17 protein-coding genes and 2 pseudogenes are annotated in these 16,163 nt (G+C 55.4%); 11 read left to right on the top strand and 8 right to left on the bottom strand.

All coding sequences use genetic code 11. The features are described from left to right. The 3 genes and pseudogenes from ACR0AJ_RS20845 to ACR0AJ_RS20835 form a co-directional block, all read left to right on the top strand. Positions 1-109, top strand: a pseudogene (locus ACR0AJ_RS20845) (CoA ester lyase); the annotation flags it as partial. A gap of 7 nt (positions 110-116) precedes the next feature. Then, positions 117-1,400: a glycerate kinase type-2 family protein gene (locus ACR0AJ_RS20840; protein ID WP_480664512.1), complete on the top strand. Its 1,284-nt coding sequence runs from the start codon at positions 117-119 to the stop codon at positions 1,398-1,400. A 525-nt stretch (positions 1,401-1,925) separates the two neighbouring features. Beyond that, entirely contained in the window at positions 1,926-2,582 is a 657-nt protein-coding gene (locus ACR0AJ_RS20835) for a helix-turn-helix domain-containing protein (RefSeq protein WP_170352117.1), read from the top strand. On the opposite strand, the gene ACR0AJ_RS20830 is transcribed toward ACR0AJ_RS20835, so the two are convergent. Genes ACR0AJ_RS20830 through ACR0AJ_RS20810 form a run of 5 tightly spaced genes read right to left on the bottom strand, consistent with a single transcriptional unit; the run spans position 2,560 to position 6,923 of the window. Next, positions 2,560-3,057: a GNAT family N-acetyltransferase gene (locus tag ACR0AJ_RS20830; protein WP_480638863.1), complete on the bottom strand. Its 498-nt coding sequence runs from the start codon at positions 3,055-3,057 to the stop codon at positions 2,560-2,562. The two genes, ACR0AJ_RS20835 and ACR0AJ_RS20830, sit on opposite strands and share 23 nt — an antisense overlap. A gap of 28 nt (positions 3,058-3,085) precedes the next feature. Beyond that, entirely contained in the window at positions 3,086-4,153 is a 1,068-nt protein-coding gene (locus tag ACR0AJ_RS20825) for a heme-dependent oxidative N-demethylase family protein (protein ID WP_170352115.1), read from the bottom strand. Positions 4,154-4,166: 13 nt separating this feature from the next. Continuing rightward, entirely contained in the window at positions 4,167-5,129 is a 963-nt protein-coding gene (locus ACR0AJ_RS20820) for a PDR/VanB family oxidoreductase (RefSeq protein ID WP_170352114.1), read from the bottom strand. After that, positions 5,126-5,722 carry a dimethylamine monooxygenase subunit DmmA family protein gene (locus tag ACR0AJ_RS20815; RefSeq protein WP_170352113.1) on the bottom strand — a complete coding sequence of 199 codons (597 nt, stop codon included), beginning with the start codon at positions 5,720-5,722 and terminating at the stop codon, positions 5,126-5,128. Before ACR0AJ_RS20815 ends, ACR0AJ_RS20820 begins: the two co-directional genes overlap by 4 nt. A 55-nt stretch (positions 5,723-5,777) precedes the next feature. After that, complete coding sequence (locus ACR0AJ_RS20810; RefSeq protein ID WP_170352112.1) at positions 5,778-6,923, bottom strand: aminomethyl transferase family protein; 1,146 nt, start codon at positions 6,921-6,923, stop codon at positions 5,778-5,780. 342 nt (positions 6,924-7,265) lie between these two features. Here ACR0AJ_RS20810 and ACR0AJ_RS20805 point away from each other — a divergent pair, with 342 nt between their 5' ends. The 7 genes from ACR0AJ_RS20805 to ACR0AJ_RS20775 all read left to right on the top strand — a co-directional run bounded on the left by ACR0AJ_RS20805 (position 7,266) and on the right by ACR0AJ_RS20775 (position 14,160). Continuing rightward, the gene (locus tag ACR0AJ_RS20805) at positions 7,266-8,639 is read left to right on the top strand and encodes an ammonium transporter (RefSeq protein ID WP_170352111.1); all 1,374 of its coding nucleotides are present in this window, start codon (positions 7,266-7,268) and stop codon (positions 8,637-8,639) included. Between the two features lie 11 nt (positions 8,640-8,650). After that, the gene (locus tag ACR0AJ_RS20800; protein WP_170352110.1) at positions 8,651-8,866 is read left to right on the top strand and encodes a hypothetical protein; all 216 of its coding nucleotides are present in this window, start codon (positions 8,651-8,653) and stop codon (positions 8,864-8,866) included. Between the two features lie 146 nt (positions 8,867-9,012). After that, complete coding sequence (locus ACR0AJ_RS20795) at positions 9,013-9,942, top strand: class II glutamine amidotransferase (RefSeq protein ID WP_170352109.1); 930 nt, start codon at positions 9,013-9,015, stop codon at positions 9,940-9,942. A 1-nt stretch (position 9,943) separates the two neighbouring features. Continuing rightward, complete coding sequence (locus ACR0AJ_RS20790) at positions 9,944-10,627, top strand: GltB/FmdC/FwdC-like GXGXG domain-containing protein (protein WP_170352108.1); 684 nt, start codon at positions 9,944-9,946, stop codon at positions 10,625-10,627. Positions 10,628-10,647: 20 nt separating this feature from the next. Beyond that, positions 10,648-11,976, top strand: coding sequence for an FMN-binding glutamate synthase family protein (locus tag ACR0AJ_RS20785; RefSeq protein ID WP_170352119.1), 1,329 nt, complete (start codon positions 10,648-10,650; stop codon positions 11,974-11,976). Positions 11,977-12,055: 79 nt separating this feature from the next. After that, positions 12,056-13,384 carry a type III glutamate--ammonia ligase gene (gene glnT / locus ACR0AJ_RS20780; protein ID WP_170362875.1) on the top strand — a complete coding sequence of 443 codons (1,329 nt, stop codon included), beginning with the start codon at positions 12,056-12,058 and terminating at the stop codon, positions 13,382-13,384. A gap of 65 nt (positions 13,385-13,449) precedes the next feature. Beyond that, positions 13,450-14,160, top strand: coding sequence for a type 1 glutamine amidotransferase (locus ACR0AJ_RS20775; RefSeq protein WP_480741829.1), 711 nt, complete (start codon positions 13,450-13,452; stop codon positions 14,158-14,160). A gap of 10 nt (positions 14,161-14,170) precedes the next feature. Here the strand turns inward: ACR0AJ_RS20775 and ACR0AJ_RS20770 are convergent, their stop codons facing one another. Further along, complete coding sequence (locus tag ACR0AJ_RS20770; protein WP_480741827.1) at positions 14,171-14,605, bottom strand: group II truncated hemoglobin; 435 nt, start codon at positions 14,603-14,605, stop codon at positions 14,171-14,173. A 141-nt stretch (positions 14,606-14,746) separates the two neighbouring features. Between ACR0AJ_RS20770 and ACR0AJ_RS20765 the strand changes: the two genes are divergently transcribed. Continuing rightward, a complete protein-coding gene (locus ACR0AJ_RS20765) occupies positions 14,747-15,589 on the top strand; it encodes an EamA family transporter (RefSeq protein WP_480741826.1) in 843 nt (280 codons plus the stop codon). Here the strand turns inward: ACR0AJ_RS20765 and ACR0AJ_RS20760 are convergent. Both ACR0AJ_RS20760 and ACR0AJ_RS20755 read right to left on the bottom strand, forming a co-directional pair. Further along, on the bottom strand, positions 15,574-15,882 hold the full coding sequence (locus tag ACR0AJ_RS20760) for a hypothetical protein (RefSeq protein ID WP_170352103.1): 309 nt from the start codon (positions 15,880-15,882) through the stop codon (positions 15,574-15,576). The two genes, ACR0AJ_RS20765 and ACR0AJ_RS20760, sit on opposite strands and share 16 nt — an antisense overlap. Before the next feature lie 170 nt (positions 15,883-16,052). Beyond that, positions 16,053-16,163, bottom strand: a pseudogene (locus ACR0AJ_RS20755) (bifunctional methylenetetrahydrofolate dehydrogenase/methenyltetrahydrofolate cyclohydrolase); the annotation flags it as partial.

Here is a 16,163-nt window from a genome sequence, read left to right as displayed (position 1 = left end):
ATCGGCGGGCAAAGGCGCTGTGTCTCTGGATGGCCGTCTGATCGACTATGCCTCAATCCGTCAGGCCGAAGTGCTGGTCGAAAAAGCAGGCCAGATCGCAGCGGCTTGATCGCATCATGACTGCGCAATCGTCCATATCGCTGCGCGATAGAGCCGCCGCCATCTTTGCCGAAGCCGTCGCTGCGGCTGACCCGGCGAAGTGCCTGCGCCAGCGGTTGCAATCAACCCCATTGCCATCACCAGAACATGGCGGGCGAAGCATCCTGATTGCAATTGGGAAGGCTGCCCCTGCCATGATGGAGGAGGCATTGCAGCATGTTCAGGGCGATCACGTCGCCCTGATCGTAACCCATAGCGACAACCGGAGCGAAGTCCCCGGTGCGACGGTTTTGACCAGCGGGCACCCCATCCCGGATGAACGCGGTTTGAAAGCCGGGCGACAGATCATCGCATTGCTCAGCGCAGCACGTAAGCAGGATCAAATCATTGCACTGATCTCCGGCGGGGGGTCGGCCTTGGTTCCCGCGCCTGTTGATGGTTTGACCCTTTTGGACAAAATTGCGGTCAATCAGGTTTTGTTGTCTTCCGGGCTGGACATCGCTCAGATGAACCTTGTGCGCCAGCACCTGAGCCAGCTCAAAGGCGGCGGGTTTTTGCTGCACGGCGCACCTGCCCCGATCACGGCGTATATCCTGTCGGATGTCATCGGTGATGATCTTCGGGCCGTAGCCAGCGGACCAACCGCCTTACCAATCGGCAGCCACGCGGACGCCCGCAGAACCTGCATCGAGGCCGGGATCTGGCACCGGCTACCAAAAGCCGTCCGTGCCCATCTGGAGAAGAGTATTCCTGAACATTCCATAGCAGTTGAGGCAACAAATAGCCTGATTGGGTCGAACACAATTAGTTTGGAAGCCGCGTTTCGCTATGCGGCGCAGAACTACCGTACTGAAATTGTGTCCGACGCGTTGATTGGAGATGTGTCCGACGCGGCTGAACGGATTTTCCAAGCAGCTTTGTCCGCCACTTTGAACCGCCCAACCGCCCTGCTGTTTGGTGGTGAAACGACTGTACGTCTGCAAGGAACGGGTTGCGGCGGGCGCAACCAGGAATTGGCACTGCGCGTCGCCCAACTGACGCAAGACCGCACGATACCCGGAAATTGGATTTTTCTTAGCGGTGGTACGGATGGCCGCGATGGCCCAACCTCGGCAGCTGGCGCGATAGTGGATGCAGGGACGCTCACCCGAATCCGCGCGTCGGGACATGACCCTACCGCTCTGTTGGCGAGCAACGACAGTCATAAGGCTTTGACGCTGTCTGGTGATCTTCTGATGACCGGAGCGACCGGGACCAATGTAGCCGACATTCAGATAATGCTGCTTGGGTCTAACGTTTGAAAGCCCGCGAATAGATGGGCAGATACTTAGATCCGTATTAAGCGATCTTCAGGTTTCAAACTCATCAAAGAGACACACACCGACCACAATTGCTGGATGCTGGCGAGGAACGATTTCGAACTTAAGCCGTACTATGACAAAGTGATCAAGGGTGTCGGAGAGTTGTCACACCAACTTATAGTCGACAAAGAAATTCTGATGTTCGAATTTCGAGCGGCCCCTGTTTGTCTCACTCTCGGAGTTAGAGATGGTTGTTTTCAATGCGAACATTCAGGTCTTAGTGCAACCAATTATCCAGATTCGGTATATTCTCGATTGCTACCCACGGCGGTTCTATCACAGAGGTCAGGCATGCTATCGGCAATACCGTCTAGTCATAGGAATTTGAGTTCTAGAATTTTTCTGTCAGCATCATTATTTTACTAGCAGGAAAAAATGGTGCTATGGTAGACCGAGTTGGATTGGGTAATGCACGTCGTCTTGTTGCAGAACCCGTTCGGACAAGTGTAGCAAGACATTGAAAGAATGAAATTGAAAAAAAACGACAAAGAAATGGCGACAAATCTGACACAGGATCCGCATTCTGTTCGCTCGGGTGACAGAGAAAAAGTTCTTGAAGTTGCCATTGGTCGCGAGGTTCGCGCTTTTCGCAAAAAGCAGAATACTACGGTCGCGGAATTGGCTCAGCTGACCGGATTGTCGATTGGTATGCTGTCCAAGATCGAAAACGGGAACACATCGCCTTCCCTGACGACTTTGCAATCGCTTGCTGATGCGCTTTCAGTTCCTCTGACAAGCTTTTTCAGACAATTTGAAGAGCGCCGCGAGGCGGTTCATACCAAAGCGGGTGAGGGCGTCGAGTTAGAGCGCGAAGGAACACGCGCCAATCATCAATATAATTTGTTGGGGCATATTGGTGCCAACGGTTCTGGGGTAATCGTAGAGCCCTACCTGATCACCCTGACCGTTGAATCCGACGTGTTCCCAACATTTCAACATGATGGAATCGAGACGATCTACATGCTGGAAGGCGAGGTAGATTACCGCCACGGAGACAAGATTTACCCTCTGAAACCGGGTGACACCTTGTTCTTTGACGCCGACGCACCGCACGGTCCGGAACGGTTGGTGAATCTGCCGGCACGCTACATTTCAGTGATCAGCTATCCGCAGACAAATTGACCGGCTTGCGCAACAAGAAATCCGTGGGTCTGTCATAGCCGACGTGGCTGCCGGTACTTACGATTGTAAATCCAAGCCTTGAAAACACACGGTGGTTTTCAGTGAGTTCCACGCGCGTTTCCAGTTCCAACGCTGATAGACCAAGGTCTGCTGCACGACTTGCAGCGTGATCTACCAAAGTGCGGCAGATACCCCGCCCCCGCATTCCTTCCTTCACCGCCAGCTTTCCTAGGTACAAGTTGTTGGCTTTGGGCGTCAAAAACATGCACGCGAATAGCGGTTGGCCCATGGCCCAGATTTCACCACCACCCCTGCAATGCGCCTGCATTCCTTCCACCGTTAGATTATGGATAGACGAAGGAGGATTAATTCGGGCATCCATATACCGAAATGACGCGCGAAGCAGTGCAAGCGCGTCATACAATGCGAAGTCATCGGGCTGAATGAGCCAAGGTGTTTTGCCTGCATCAGTCATATGAGCCAAAACACGTCAAGGTGATCGCTTACTTTGACAAAGGCGGCTCTGTTTCCAGATCCGGCCATATACCGGGAGAGGTCGGTAATCCGTCGTCAAACTGACTAAGGTAGTCCAACATCATTGGGCGGTTGTCGATAAACCCCTTGTAGGTGGCGAGTTCAACCGGAAGGTCGCGAACAACACGGTGCAGCCGGCGACCCCATTTCGGAACCGTCATCAGATCTTGAAAACTGCAAAGATAGCAACGGATTGGGAATACTAGCGCGTTTGATCGCGGCAATCGGAAGAATGTTTGCAATTCGACCCGAAGATGCTGCTTATGGGCTATGTTTTCGGGCGTCAGTGTGGTCTTTTGGATGCCCCATTTGTGATAGTTTTCCGGGCTGGTATCCAACAGCGGGTTCACCGTCATGGTCCAGTTCAGCCGCCGTGCTGGAGCGCCCTGTTGAATGTTCAGCAGAAACTTCAGCGCGCGCTTGAAAATCCCCATTTCATGGGCTTTTGGAACCGGCGCGTGCCATTCGAAAAAATTCATGCCGATGTCGAAATCCAGGCTCCAATCGGCCTGGGTCGTGACCATACCAGCGTCCATCCACAACATCTCGTCCCGCTGGTCCAGCACTGCGAAATCGCCTTGCGCCTGACGGGTAATGTACTCCATCGGCCCGTAAGGCAGCGTGGTTTCATCCATGAAGGTAAAGCTGTGATCGATCCCCAGTGGCTTGTTGATCCAGCGCCACTGGTTGCCGTTACGGTGCAGTTCGAACAGGTCCGGGTAGTCCTCGGATTTGCTGACCATGATCAGTTCCAGCAGGTCCCAGCCCGCCAAGGTCATATGCGGCAGAGACTGACAGCGCAGCGGGTCCTGATCAAGAACGATCGCACGGTCTTTCATCTCGGACACGTAATGTTCGTCTACGTCGAACCGCATCTCATAGACCGAACCCTTGGGGCCACCCCTATGCTGCTCCATGTTGACCGAATACATGTAGCTGTCTTCGTGGAACGGAAACGGAAAGCGTTTGATCGCCCATTCCGAGTTGTGGAACGTATAGTCGTCGCGGAAGGACTCGTCGTTGAATTGAATGGTCATGGTGGGCCTCCTCTCAGCGGTCCAGCACGAGGGACTTGCCCTCGAAACGCGATACGCAGGGCATGATTTTTTTGCCTGCTGCCTTTTCTTCGTCGGTCAGCCAGTGATCGCGGTGAACAAAGTTGCCGTCGTGATCCAACACAACGGTTTCGCATTGGCCACAGGCCCCGCCACGGCACAGATACGGGGCGTCGACACCTTCGCGCTCGATAGCCTCCAGAAGGCTTTCGTTTTCACCCACATGAATGACCTTGTCGGAAGACGCCAGACGCACTTCAAATGGTTTGCCGGGCTGAGGCGCCAAGAACTCTTCGTAATGCACGCAATCTTCGGGCCAGCCTTCAGCGGCGGCAGTATTGCGCACCCAATCGATCATGCCCTTTGGTCCGCAGACATAGACATGGGTGCCCAGTGGTTGCCCGCTGAGAAGGTTTTCCAGATCAATCGCCTGATTCTGATCGTCGTAATACAGATGCGTTTCGTTTGGATGCCTGTCTGTCAGTTGATCCGCATAAGATGCCAGCGCCTGATTGCGACAGGCATAGTGCAGCTCCCAATGACCGTGCAGCAGTTCGAGCTGTTTGATCTGCGCCAGAAACGGGGTGATCCCGATACCACCGGCTAGAAACAGGTGTTTGCGGGCCCGCAAATCAAGCGAGAACAGGTTGACCGGGTAGCTGATGGTCATCTCGTCGCCCAGCTTGACCTGACGGTGCATGAACAACGACCCTCCCCTGCCCTGATCATCGCGGCGAACCGAGATCGTATAGGATGATTGATCGAACGGATCGGACATTAGGGAATAAGGATTGAGCCGCGTGATGCCGCCATCCTGCATTTCGACCACGGTATGTGCACCGCCCGAAAAGGTTGGCAACTGACTGCCGTCAACGCGTTCGAACCGGAACCGTGTTACCAATTCGTTCAGCGGGGTAATTTCTGTAACTTTGACCTGAATTTTCTCTGCGCCACTCATTCGTAGATTCCCTTCGGCTCGGGCACGTTCCCATGATCCTCGGCGTCAACGCGGACGCCCTGATAGGCGGCAAGGCGGCGGGAATAGTGGTCGCGCACAAAAAGGTTTAAACCACAGTGCGAGCAGACAAACGGATCGACCTCGACATCATCGGTAATGCCCTTGCAGTGCACACATTGCATACGGCGCGCAGTCGTGCCGCGATGCTCGGTCTGGATCGCGGTATGTGGCAAGCCAACGGCCATCACCTCATTCATAGCCTGACCCATCATGCCCTCTGTGCCGGTCAGATAGACCTGCAACCCCATATGCGCGTCCTCCAGCACACGGCGAATGCGCTGTAGCGCGGCCTCATAGGACGGGCCTTCGTAGAATTGCGCGGGATTCAGCGCTTGCAGTTTTGTCGTGAAATCCGTCCCTTTGGGAATATAGATCAAGTGGGTTTTGGCCATCAGGTCAGGTGTCGCGATGTCAAGAACGGCTTCGGCCCCTTCGGCCTCGGCGATCATGAGATGATGTTCACCTGAGCGAACCTCTAGCGTACCCCAGACCGGGCGGCTTGCGATTGACTTGGGAAATTCGAACTTTGACATTTTGCCCTCAAATAGAAAAAGGGCGCCTCGGTGTGTCCGTTGCGCCCCCTTAAACTCAGCCCTTTGCGGTTCTGATAGATTTGTCCTGGTCGTAGAACGGCATCTCTTCCGCAGTCGCTGCTATTTCTGTCCCGTCGCCGTTTCGTACCGTCAGCTGGGTGCCGGGTGAGGCACAGGCGACTGGCATCCGCGCGATACCTACGTTGTGGCCATTGATCTCGGAATACATGCCGAAGGTGACAACGCCGACCTTTTCGCCGTTTTGCAGCAGATCCGCACCCTCATCCGCCGGAATTGTACCGTCCAGTTTGACACCGTAGATCTTGAACCGCTCTTTACCTTTCGAGGCGTAGTGGTTCTCGGCACCGATAAAACCAGTTTTGCCCGGTGAGACTGTAAATTCCAGGCCCAACTCCCAAAGCGTATCTCCGCATGTTTCATCGTCGAACGGATAGGTTTCCGAATTGTCGCCTGGATAGAACAGAAGGTAGCTTTCGGTTCGCAGCAGATCGAGTGTCGAGAACTGGACCGGAACGATGCCCATATCCTTGCCCTCGGCCAGGATGTTGTCCCAAAGGTGCACGGCATGCTTGGCCTGACAGAAAATCTCGTACCCGCGTTCACCGGTGTAGCCGGTCCGCGAAATCATCACCGGGCAGCCATAGAGCTTGGTTTGCATGATACCGAAGTAGGCCAGATCACGAATTCCGGGAACATGCTTGGCCAGGAAGTCCACCGCAACCGGTCCCTGCAAAGACATGTCGTGCATGTCGTCGTCAAAGATGACCGAACAATTCTTGCCAGCCGCCACTGATGTCAGCTGCTCCATACCCGTTCCTGTGCCGTGCACGACAAGCCACGTGTTCACTGACAGGCGGTAGATGATGCAATCGTCAACGAACTTGCCTTCGGGATTCAGGATCGACGCATAAGTCGACCGACCCGGCATGATCTTTTCCACGTTCCGCGTGGTAACGCGGTCAATAACATAAGCCGCATCTTCGCCGACCACGTGAACCTTTTTCAGACCCGACACATCCATCAGACCGGCCTTAGTACGGATGGCTTCGTAATCCGCCTTGGCGCGTTCCGGGCTATGGTCATAGAACCATGCGGTTCCCATACCGTTCCAGTCTTCTAACTCGCCGCCGATCTCGGCATGGCGCTGCGCAAGGGCGGACGTCCTCCAAAGAATGGCCATTGTTCAGCTCTCCCGTTGATTGCTTTTTTGTTGACCATATTGAGGCCGATGTCAGATTGAAAATCAACACCCATGTGCAGATTTTTTTCCTGTTGGGAATATTAGGCTGCAATTTGTGCACCCTAATACAAATTACCGAGAATGACATAAGTGGTTATTTATCAATGCCATGGGTTGAATTTCGATGGGCCTAAAAGTGCATGAACCAAATGCCTAAAAGATGTTTGCCCCACATATCTATTGACAGGTCGCCAATGAAATTGTCCCCTGAGTAGATAAATATTCCCAGCAGGAAATTCTTCGCAGAAAGACCTCCTGCTGCAACAACAGGGAGACTACGAAGTGGATGGTAATCTAAATGCACTAACGACGGTCTTTACCGAGTTCTACTACTGGGTAACGGTCGTTTTCATGTTCCTGATCCATGTGGGCTTTTGCATGTACGAGGTCGGTGCCAGTCGTGCCCGCAACCATATGCACACATTGATGAAAAACATCATGATCATCCCGCTGGTAACGGTCACATTCTTCTTCTTTGGATGGTGGATTTACTGGGCCTTTCCGAACTTTCCGTTCTGGGGCGGTCTGGACACCGAAGCGGGCGCTGCCAATCTGCCCTGGGCTGATACGATGGCGACCAATTTAGGTGACAGAATCACCGGCGTCTTCTGGGCCGCGTTCTTGCTGTTCTCATGGACTGCCGCCTCGATCGTTTCAGGTTCTGTAATCGAGCGGATCAGATCTTCTGCCCTGTGGGTCCATGCTGTGATGATTGGTTCTGTCTGGTGGATCATAGACGCTGCGTGGGGCTGGCACTATGGCGGCTGGATGGTACGCCTTCTTGGATACCACGACGCCTATGCTTCAGGCGTTATCCACGCGATTGCAGGTGGTTACGCGCTTGGCGTGATTATGGTTCTGGGCCCACGCCTGGGTAAATTTGCCAAGGACGGTACGCCGCGGGATATTCCGCCGCACAACCCCTGGATGCTAACCATCGGGATATTCCTTATCTACACTGGTTTCTGGGGCTTCTACGCCGCGTGTAACGTTCCAGCGATCTCGCCTGAGGCAATCGACGGCCAAATCACAGGTGTGACTTGGACCGCAACCAACATCTATCTGGCCCCAACTACGCTCTCCGCGATTACCTTCAACTTCCTGATGTCGCTGTCTGGCGGATTGATGGCAGCGTATGTGGTTTCCAAAGGCGACGCCTTCTGGACATTCTCGGGCGGTCTGGCCGGAATTATCACCGCCTCGGCAGGTAACGATCTGTATCACCCGATCCAGGCAATGATCATTGCCGCCATCGGTGTCGTGATCGTTTACAAACTGCACTATTGGGTTGAGCGTCGGTTCAAGCTGGATGATGCCGTTGGGGCTGTCGCCGTGCACGGCTACGCAGGGTTCGTTGGCTTGGTGATTTCGGGCTTTGTCCTCTGGGGTGTGCCTTCTTCTCCATATGAAGGCTACGCGACGATTAACCCGGTCGGTCAAATCACTGGTGCTGTCATCATGTTCTTTGTTCTTGGCTTCTTGCCAGGTTGGATTCTGGCAAAAATTCAATCGGCCGCTGGTGTTCTGCGCATCCCGGAAGAAGTTGAACTTCAGGGTCTCGATTACGCTGAACACCATGCCTACGAAGACGCCAAAGCCGCGATTATTGCAGCCGACAAGGAAGAACTGGCTGCCCGTGGCGTAGCAGCTAAGTAAGGGAGAAAAATATGTCTACCAATGGATATACAAATTGGGCCGTGGATCTGGCCGAAGTCGGACCAATCTATCCCTTCCAAGGTTACGAAGTTCTGATGGTCATTGTGGGAGTCATATTCTGGATCGGATGGCATCGCATCCAATTTGTCCGGGAAGGCGAGCACCTTGAGAAAGCCCGTCACACCGGCGATGAAGAAAAAGTGAAAGCACAGCTGGAACGATACTGATCCGGCTTTGAAAGCTGGCAATGGGCATAAATCTAAATTCTTGCCCATTGCCTCTCAGGAAAATTTATTTCCTATGATTATTGATGTCCGTTTGAATTGTTGGTACCGTAGAATCATAACGAAACACACAAGGAGATCTGCCAGCCATGTGCGGAATTGTTGGATTATTCCTCAAAGACCAGTCTCTTGCGCCCCACCTGGGCAATATGCTGACAGACATGCTGATCACGATGACGGATCGCGGCCCCGACAGCGCGGGGATTGCGATTTATGGTGAGGAATCAGGTGGCAAGACTAAGATGACGCTGCAGTCGCCCAATCCAAAGGACGACTTTGCCGGTCTAGCCGAAGAGCTGGGGCAGCACTTGGGCCTGGTGGTAAGCCAGACTGATAATGACACGCACACTGTGCTTGACGTTCCGGCCGGGCAGTTTGAAGCGGCACGGGCCGCGTTGGCAGAGATCCGGCCTTCGGTCCGGATCATGAGCCGGGGCGAGATGCTGGAGATCTACAAGGAAGTTGGCCTACCCAAAGACGTGGCCGCGCGCTTTGACATCAGCAACATGAGCGGCACGCATGGCATTGGTCATACACGCATGGCAACGGAATCTGCGGTCACGACGATGGGTGCGCACCCGTTCAACACCGGACCCGATCAGTGTCTGGTTCACAACGGCTCGCTGTCAAACCACAACTCGCTGCGCCGCAAGCTGCGTCGCGAAGGAGTGGTAATCCAAACCGAAAACGATACCGAGGTCGGAGCCGCCTATCTGACCTGGAAGATGATGAACGGGGCCACCTTGGGTGAGGCGCTGGAAAGCAGCCTTGAGGATCTGGATGGCTTCTTCACCTTTGTTGTCGGCACCAAGGACGGGTTCGGCGTGGTCCGCGATCCGATCGCCTGCAAACCGGCAGTAATGGCCGAGACCGATCAATACGTGGCCTTTGGCAGCGAATATCGGGCGCTTGTGAACCTGCCCGGCATTGAAGACGCCCGCGTCTGGGAGCCGGAACCGGCAACGGTTTACTTCTGGTCCCACAATGACAGCCCGACAACGACGGAAAAGGCCGCCTGACATGCAGACCTATGATCTTGAAGCAAACGGCCTGCGCGGGCTGAACGCAACGCTGCAATCGCAATCCACCGAGACGAACCAAACCAGCTGGGAGGTTGTGAACCCCAAGGGCAGCCACGCGATTGCCGTCGGGCTGGACGCGCCCATCGAAGTGACAGTCAAGGGGTCCACCGGCTACTACTGCGCTGGCATGAACCAGCAGGCGACGATCAAGGTTGAAGGCTCGGTCGGGCCTGGCGTGGCCGAGAACATGATGTCCGGTCAGGTGATCGTCGATGGCGATGCCAGCCAGTATGCCGGGGCCACGGGTCATGGCGGGTTGCTTGTGATCAAGGGCAATGCAAGCTCGCGTTGCGGAATTTCGATGAAAGGCATCGACATCGTTGTGCATGGCAGTATCGGCCACATGTCGGCCTTTATGGCACAGGCCGGTAACCTTGTGGTCTGTGGCGATGCAGGCGACGCGCTTGGCGACTCGCTGTATGAAGCGCGACTGTTCGTGCGCGGCTCGGTCAAAAGTCTCGGCGCTGACTGCATCGAGAAAGAGATGCGCCCCGAGCACCTGGAGATTCTGAAGGACCTGCTGGATCGCGCAGGCGCGGACGCCAGTCCGGAAGAGTTCAAACGCTACGGCTCAGCTCGCGAACTGTACAACTTCGACATCGACAATTCCGCCGCTTACTGAGGAAGAAGGGTATGAAAGATATGGACGATCAGATCCCCCGCACCCTGCCGATCCAGTCGGCGACATTTTCCAACCCGATCAATGCCGAGATCCGTCGCGCCGCAGCCACGGGCATCTATGACATCCGCGGTGGCGGTGCCAAGCGCAAGGTGCCCCATTTTGACGACTTGCTGTTTCTGGGCGCGTCGGTGTCACGCTATCCGTTGGAAGGCTATCGCGAACGCTGCGACACCTCGGTAACGCTGGGCACGCGCTTTGCCAAGAAACCGATCGAACTGGACATTCCGATCACCATTGCGGGCATGAGCTTTGGCGCGCTCTCTGGCCCGGCGAAAGAAGCCTTGGGCCGGGGCGCATCGGCAGCTGGCACGTCAACCACCACCGGTGACGGCGGTATGACACCCGAGGAACGCGGTCACTCCAGCAAGCTGGTCTACCAGTATCTGCCCTCGCGCTATGGCATGAACCCAAACGACCTGAGGAAGGCCGACGCGATCGAGATCGTGGTCGGTCAGGGTGCCAAACCCGGTGGCGGCGGTATGCTGCTGGGACAGAAGATTAGCGACCGTGTGGCCGAAATGCGCACCTTGCCCAAGGGTATCGACCAGCGCTCGGCCTGTCGCCATCCTGACTGGACCGGCCCGGATGATCTGGAAATCAAGATCCTTGAATTGCGTGAGATTACAGACTGGCAAGTGCCGATTTATGTCAAGGTTGGCGCGACCCGCCCCTATTATGATACGGCATTGGCGGTAAAGGCCGGTGCCGATGTGGTGGTGATGGACGGGATGCAGGGCGGTACGGCCGCGACGCAGGACGTCTTTATCGAACATGTGGGCCTACCGACGCTTTCGTGCATTCGCCCTGCCGTGCAGGCGCTACAGGATCTGGGTGTGCATCGCGAGGTTCAGTTGGTGATCTCGGGCGGAATCCGTACCGGAGCCGATGTCGCCAAAGCTTTGGCGCTTGGCGCGGATGCGGTGGCCATTGGCACCGCCGCGTTGGTGGCGCTTGGCGACAACGATCCGAAATGGGAAGCCGAGTATCAGAAGCTGGGCACTACCACCGGAGCCTATGACGACTGGCACGAAGGTCAGGATCCAGCAGGCATTACTACACAGGATCCCGATCTTGCCGCCCGTCTAAACCCGGTCGAGGCCGGACGCCGTCTGCGCAACTATCTCAAGGTGATGACGCTTGAGGCACAGACCATCGCGCGGGCCTGTGGTCACAACCACTTGCACAACCTCGAACCCGAAGACCTATGCGCCCTGACCATGGAGGCAGCCGCGATGGCCCGAGTGCCATTGGCCGGTACCAGCTGGTACCCGGGCAAAGAAGGGTTCTGAAAAATAATTGCGCGGCTCTCTGACAAGGGCCGCGTTTTGCATTTGAACAACGAAAAACAACAGGGAAAGGAAAGCCATCGTGACGACAGATCTCGCAGCTTTCGCAAAAGAAAAAGGCGTCAAATACTTCATGATCTCTTTCACCGACCTGTTCGGTGGGCAGCGGGCTAAGCTAGTGCCCGCACAGGCGATAGCCGACATGCAAGAAGATGGCGCGGGTTTTGCCGGGTTTGCTACCTGGTTGGACATGACCCCGGCGCATCCTGACATGTTGGCAGTGCCGGACCCCTCCTCAGTCATTCAATTGCCGTGGAAGCCCGAGGTGGCTTGGGTTGCTGGCAACTGTGTGATGGAAGGCAAGGACGTCGCTCAGGCACCACGCAACGTGTTGAGGCGCCTGATCGGCGAGGCCGCCGAAATGGGCATGCATGTCAAGACCGGCATCGAGGCCGAGTTCTTCCTGTTGACCCCTGATGGCGAGCAAATCAGCGACCCGTTCGATACCGCCGAAAAACCTTGCTATGATCAGCAGGCGGTGATGCGCCGCTATGACGTGGTGCGCGAGATCTGCGACTACATGCTGGAATTGGGCTGGGGACCCTATCAGAACGACCACGAAGACGCCAATGGCCAGTTCGAAATGAACTGGGAGTTCGACGATGTCCTGCGCACCGCGGACAAGCACTCCTTCTTCAAGTTCATGACAAAGTCGGTGGCCGAAAAACACGGCTTCCGCGCTACTTTCATGCCCAAGCCCGTTGAAGGGCTGACTGGTAATGGTTGCCACGCCCATATCTCGGTCTGGGATGCGCCTGGGGCAGAGTCCAAAACGAACGTCTTTGCCGGTGAAGGCGAAGGCCCGACTGGCGAGGTTGGGCTGGGTGAACAGGGTAAGTATTTCCTGGGCGGGATCATGAAACATGCAAGTGCTCTGGCCGCGATCACCAACCCGACCGTGAACAGCTACAAGCGCATCAACGCGCCGCGCACCATGTCGGGCGCGACCTGGGCTCCCAATACCGTGACCTGGACTGGCAACAACCGCACCCATATGGTCCGAGTTCCCGGCCCGGGCCGTTTCGAGTTGCGTCTGGCCGACGGGGCCACCAACCCCTATCTGCTGCAGGCGGTCATCATCGCCGCGGGCCTATCCGGCATCCGCTCGAAGGCTGATCCGGGACGGCGTTGGGACATTGACATGTATGCCGAAGGACACACCGTCACCGACGCCCCTAAACTACCGCTGAACATGCTCGACGGGTTGCGCGAATACGACAATGATACCGAGCTGAAAGCTATGATGGGTCAGGAGTTCTCAAGCGCATTCTTGAAAATGAAGCATCAGGAGTGGAACTCCTTCGTCAGCCACTTCTCACGCTGGGAAAAGGACCACACTCTCGACATCTAAACAAATCAGGGGCTGCAGAGATTCTGCTGCCCCAATTGCTTCGATCAGACGGAGACCTGCACCTCGTGAAAGTTCTGGTTTTCCAGCATACGCCGGGCGAAAACCCAGGAGCATTTCTGGAGCATATTTCATCATGCGGTGATACGGCCAGTATTGTGCATCTCTATGATGGTCAACCGATCCCGCAGCTTGACGAGTATGATTTGCTTCTAGTTCTGGGCGGTCCGATGGACGTCTGGGAAATCGAAGCTAACCCATGGCTTGTGCGTGAAAAGCAAGTAATCAGGACTTGGGTTAAAGACTTCAAACGTCCTTATTTTGGTATTTGTCTGGGCCACCAACTTTTGGTTGACGCGCTGGGTGGGAAATGCGCACCTATGCGAAAGCCTGAGATCGGCGTGCTTTCCATTGATCTGACTGACGACACGCGCAGTGATCCGCTGTTCGAACCCATACCCCATCAATTCCGGGTGCTTCAATGGCATGGAGTTGAAGCCGTTGATCTGCCAGCCGACTCATCAATTCTGGCACAATCTGATGCCTGTGCTGTTCAGGCATTGCGGGTTTCGGACTGTGCGTGGAGCGTACAATTTCACCCCGAGCTTGTTCAGGGCACGATCCAATCGTGGATGGGCGACCCCGCTAACCATCAATGCGCTGTTGATTGGCTTGGCTCGGCAGATGCAGCGTGGGAAATGGTTTCTGACAGCGACAAAATAGTTGAAGAACAATTCAAGATAACATCCAGTATCTATAACAGATTACGACAGATCTGATCACACGCGATCAACCCGGGACCTCAAGGTTCTTTTCGCTGTCTGCTTCAACCCTCCAATCGGGGACGTCGTTGACAAGCATCAGCGCAGCGCGGCGCAATGTTGTGCGCATTTTGTCCACCACTTGACCGTCCATTTCGCAATCTGCCAACGCGGCGTCAAAAGTTTCCAGCCAAAGCTCGGCATCCGCTTCACGTATCGGCACATGCGCGTGGATTTCTCGCAAGTCCATATGACCAAATCGCTCACGATAATATGCACGACCGCCCAAAAACCCGCTCAGGAATTCGAACTGCGCCTGTCTTGTATGAGACAACCCATGACCGCGAAAATGTAGCCTGTGCAGCGAATGCACAGCCGGGTCGGTCTCCATTCGGTCGTAGAACCGCTCGACAAGAATCCGCAGCTTTTCTTCGCCACCGAGTTGATCCAAAGCCGATGACATAGGTCTCTTCTCCGAGCTGCCGTTGTCAATAAATATTGCATATCAGGAAAATAAGTTTATCACCAGTGACATGTTGGCGCGGTTGATATCGAGAGAAGGATACGAAATTTCCGGACATTCCAAGTTGCGCGAGGCGACCGGATGAGTGCCCTTGCACTGGGTCTGCTGGCAGCATTGTGCTGGGGTTTTCACGATCTTGCCGTGCGATATGTCAGCCAGTCCGTCAGTGTCATTGCCGCATTGATGGCCGTGCTGGTTGCAGGGGCACTGTTACAGTTCGGTCTTGTGGCAATTTGGGCTGGGTTCGCCCCTATGTCCGCCAAGGCAGTGTCCTACGCAGTTGTAGCGGGCGGCTTTTACTTGCTGGCAGGCCTCAGCATGTATGCTGCGTTTCAGCGCGGGCCTGTACGTCTGGTTGCCCCGCTTGTCGCCAGCTATCCGGTCCTGTCTGTCACACTTGCGATTTGGCGCGGTTCCGAGGTCAGCATCTGGCATTGGCTGGCAATCATTGCCATTGGTGCCGGCGTGTCCATTGTATCGACTCGATCCGACGACAGTACAGAGTACCCTGCCGCCGGGCCGACGATTGCCTTTTCCATACTCGCTGCAGTCGGGTTCGCTGCAACGTTCGCTTTGGGTCAGTATGCAGCCGAACTGGGCGACGAATTCACTGTTTCATTGATTGGCCGTCTGACCGCTATCCCTGTGCTGGCAGCAATCGCTATTGCATCTCGCAAGTCGCTTTGGCCGGGCACACGAGCCCTGCCCCTGTTGTGCCTGATGGGTGCGCTCGATGCGGTGGCAATTCTGTGCGTCGTGTCTGCCGGGGGGTTGCCCAATGCCCAATACGCGTCCGTTACAGCGTCGATCTTCGGGTTGTTTACCGTTGTATTGGCCTGGGCAATTTTGCGAGAGGAAATGGCTTTCTTTCAATGGCTTGGATGCATCATTGCTTTTGTCGGAATTGGCTATCTCGCGACCTGAGCATCTCTCTTATCCAGCGCAATCCTATGGGCCTGATGGGCTGCAATCGCACTGTTCAGTATGCAATCAACTTCGCCCGGACGAACGGGTCCGGGATAGTGCCATGCCCCGGGGCGAATGAGGTCTTTGTGTCTCTGTAATTCACTTCGCAGGTTGCGTACGTCAATATGCGCAGGCACGTCAGGTAAAAGCAGCACAGCATAGACGTCCACCGCCCCGTTCAGTTGTTTGATCTGAGTTTGACATTCGTCCTGCGACATATCTTTGCCCCAGAATTGCTGATCCAGCGCCATGTCTGTTTGTGCCGCGCGGGTTATTAAAGCGCGGACGCGTGCAACATTCGTCGAAGAGTGGCCAATTGATACAATCACCATACGCGTGGCGCGGCCCGCCAAACGCCAATATTGTAGCACTTTGGAACTGGCCGACTTGCTACCGCCTGAACGAAGAACGGCAGCAAATCTCAAGCTGTCAGGCCTTCGGGCTCTGGCAAGGCATTGGCGCGGCAACAGGCGGTCAGTGTGTTGGCCAGCAGGCAGGCAATGGTCATCGGTCCGACGCCACCGGGCACGGG

The organism is Ruegeria sp. CJ9 (assembly GCF_056536625.1).
The sequence above is the reverse complement of the archived record's forward strand: the minus strand, read 5'-3'. Positions and strand labels throughout refer to the sequence as shown.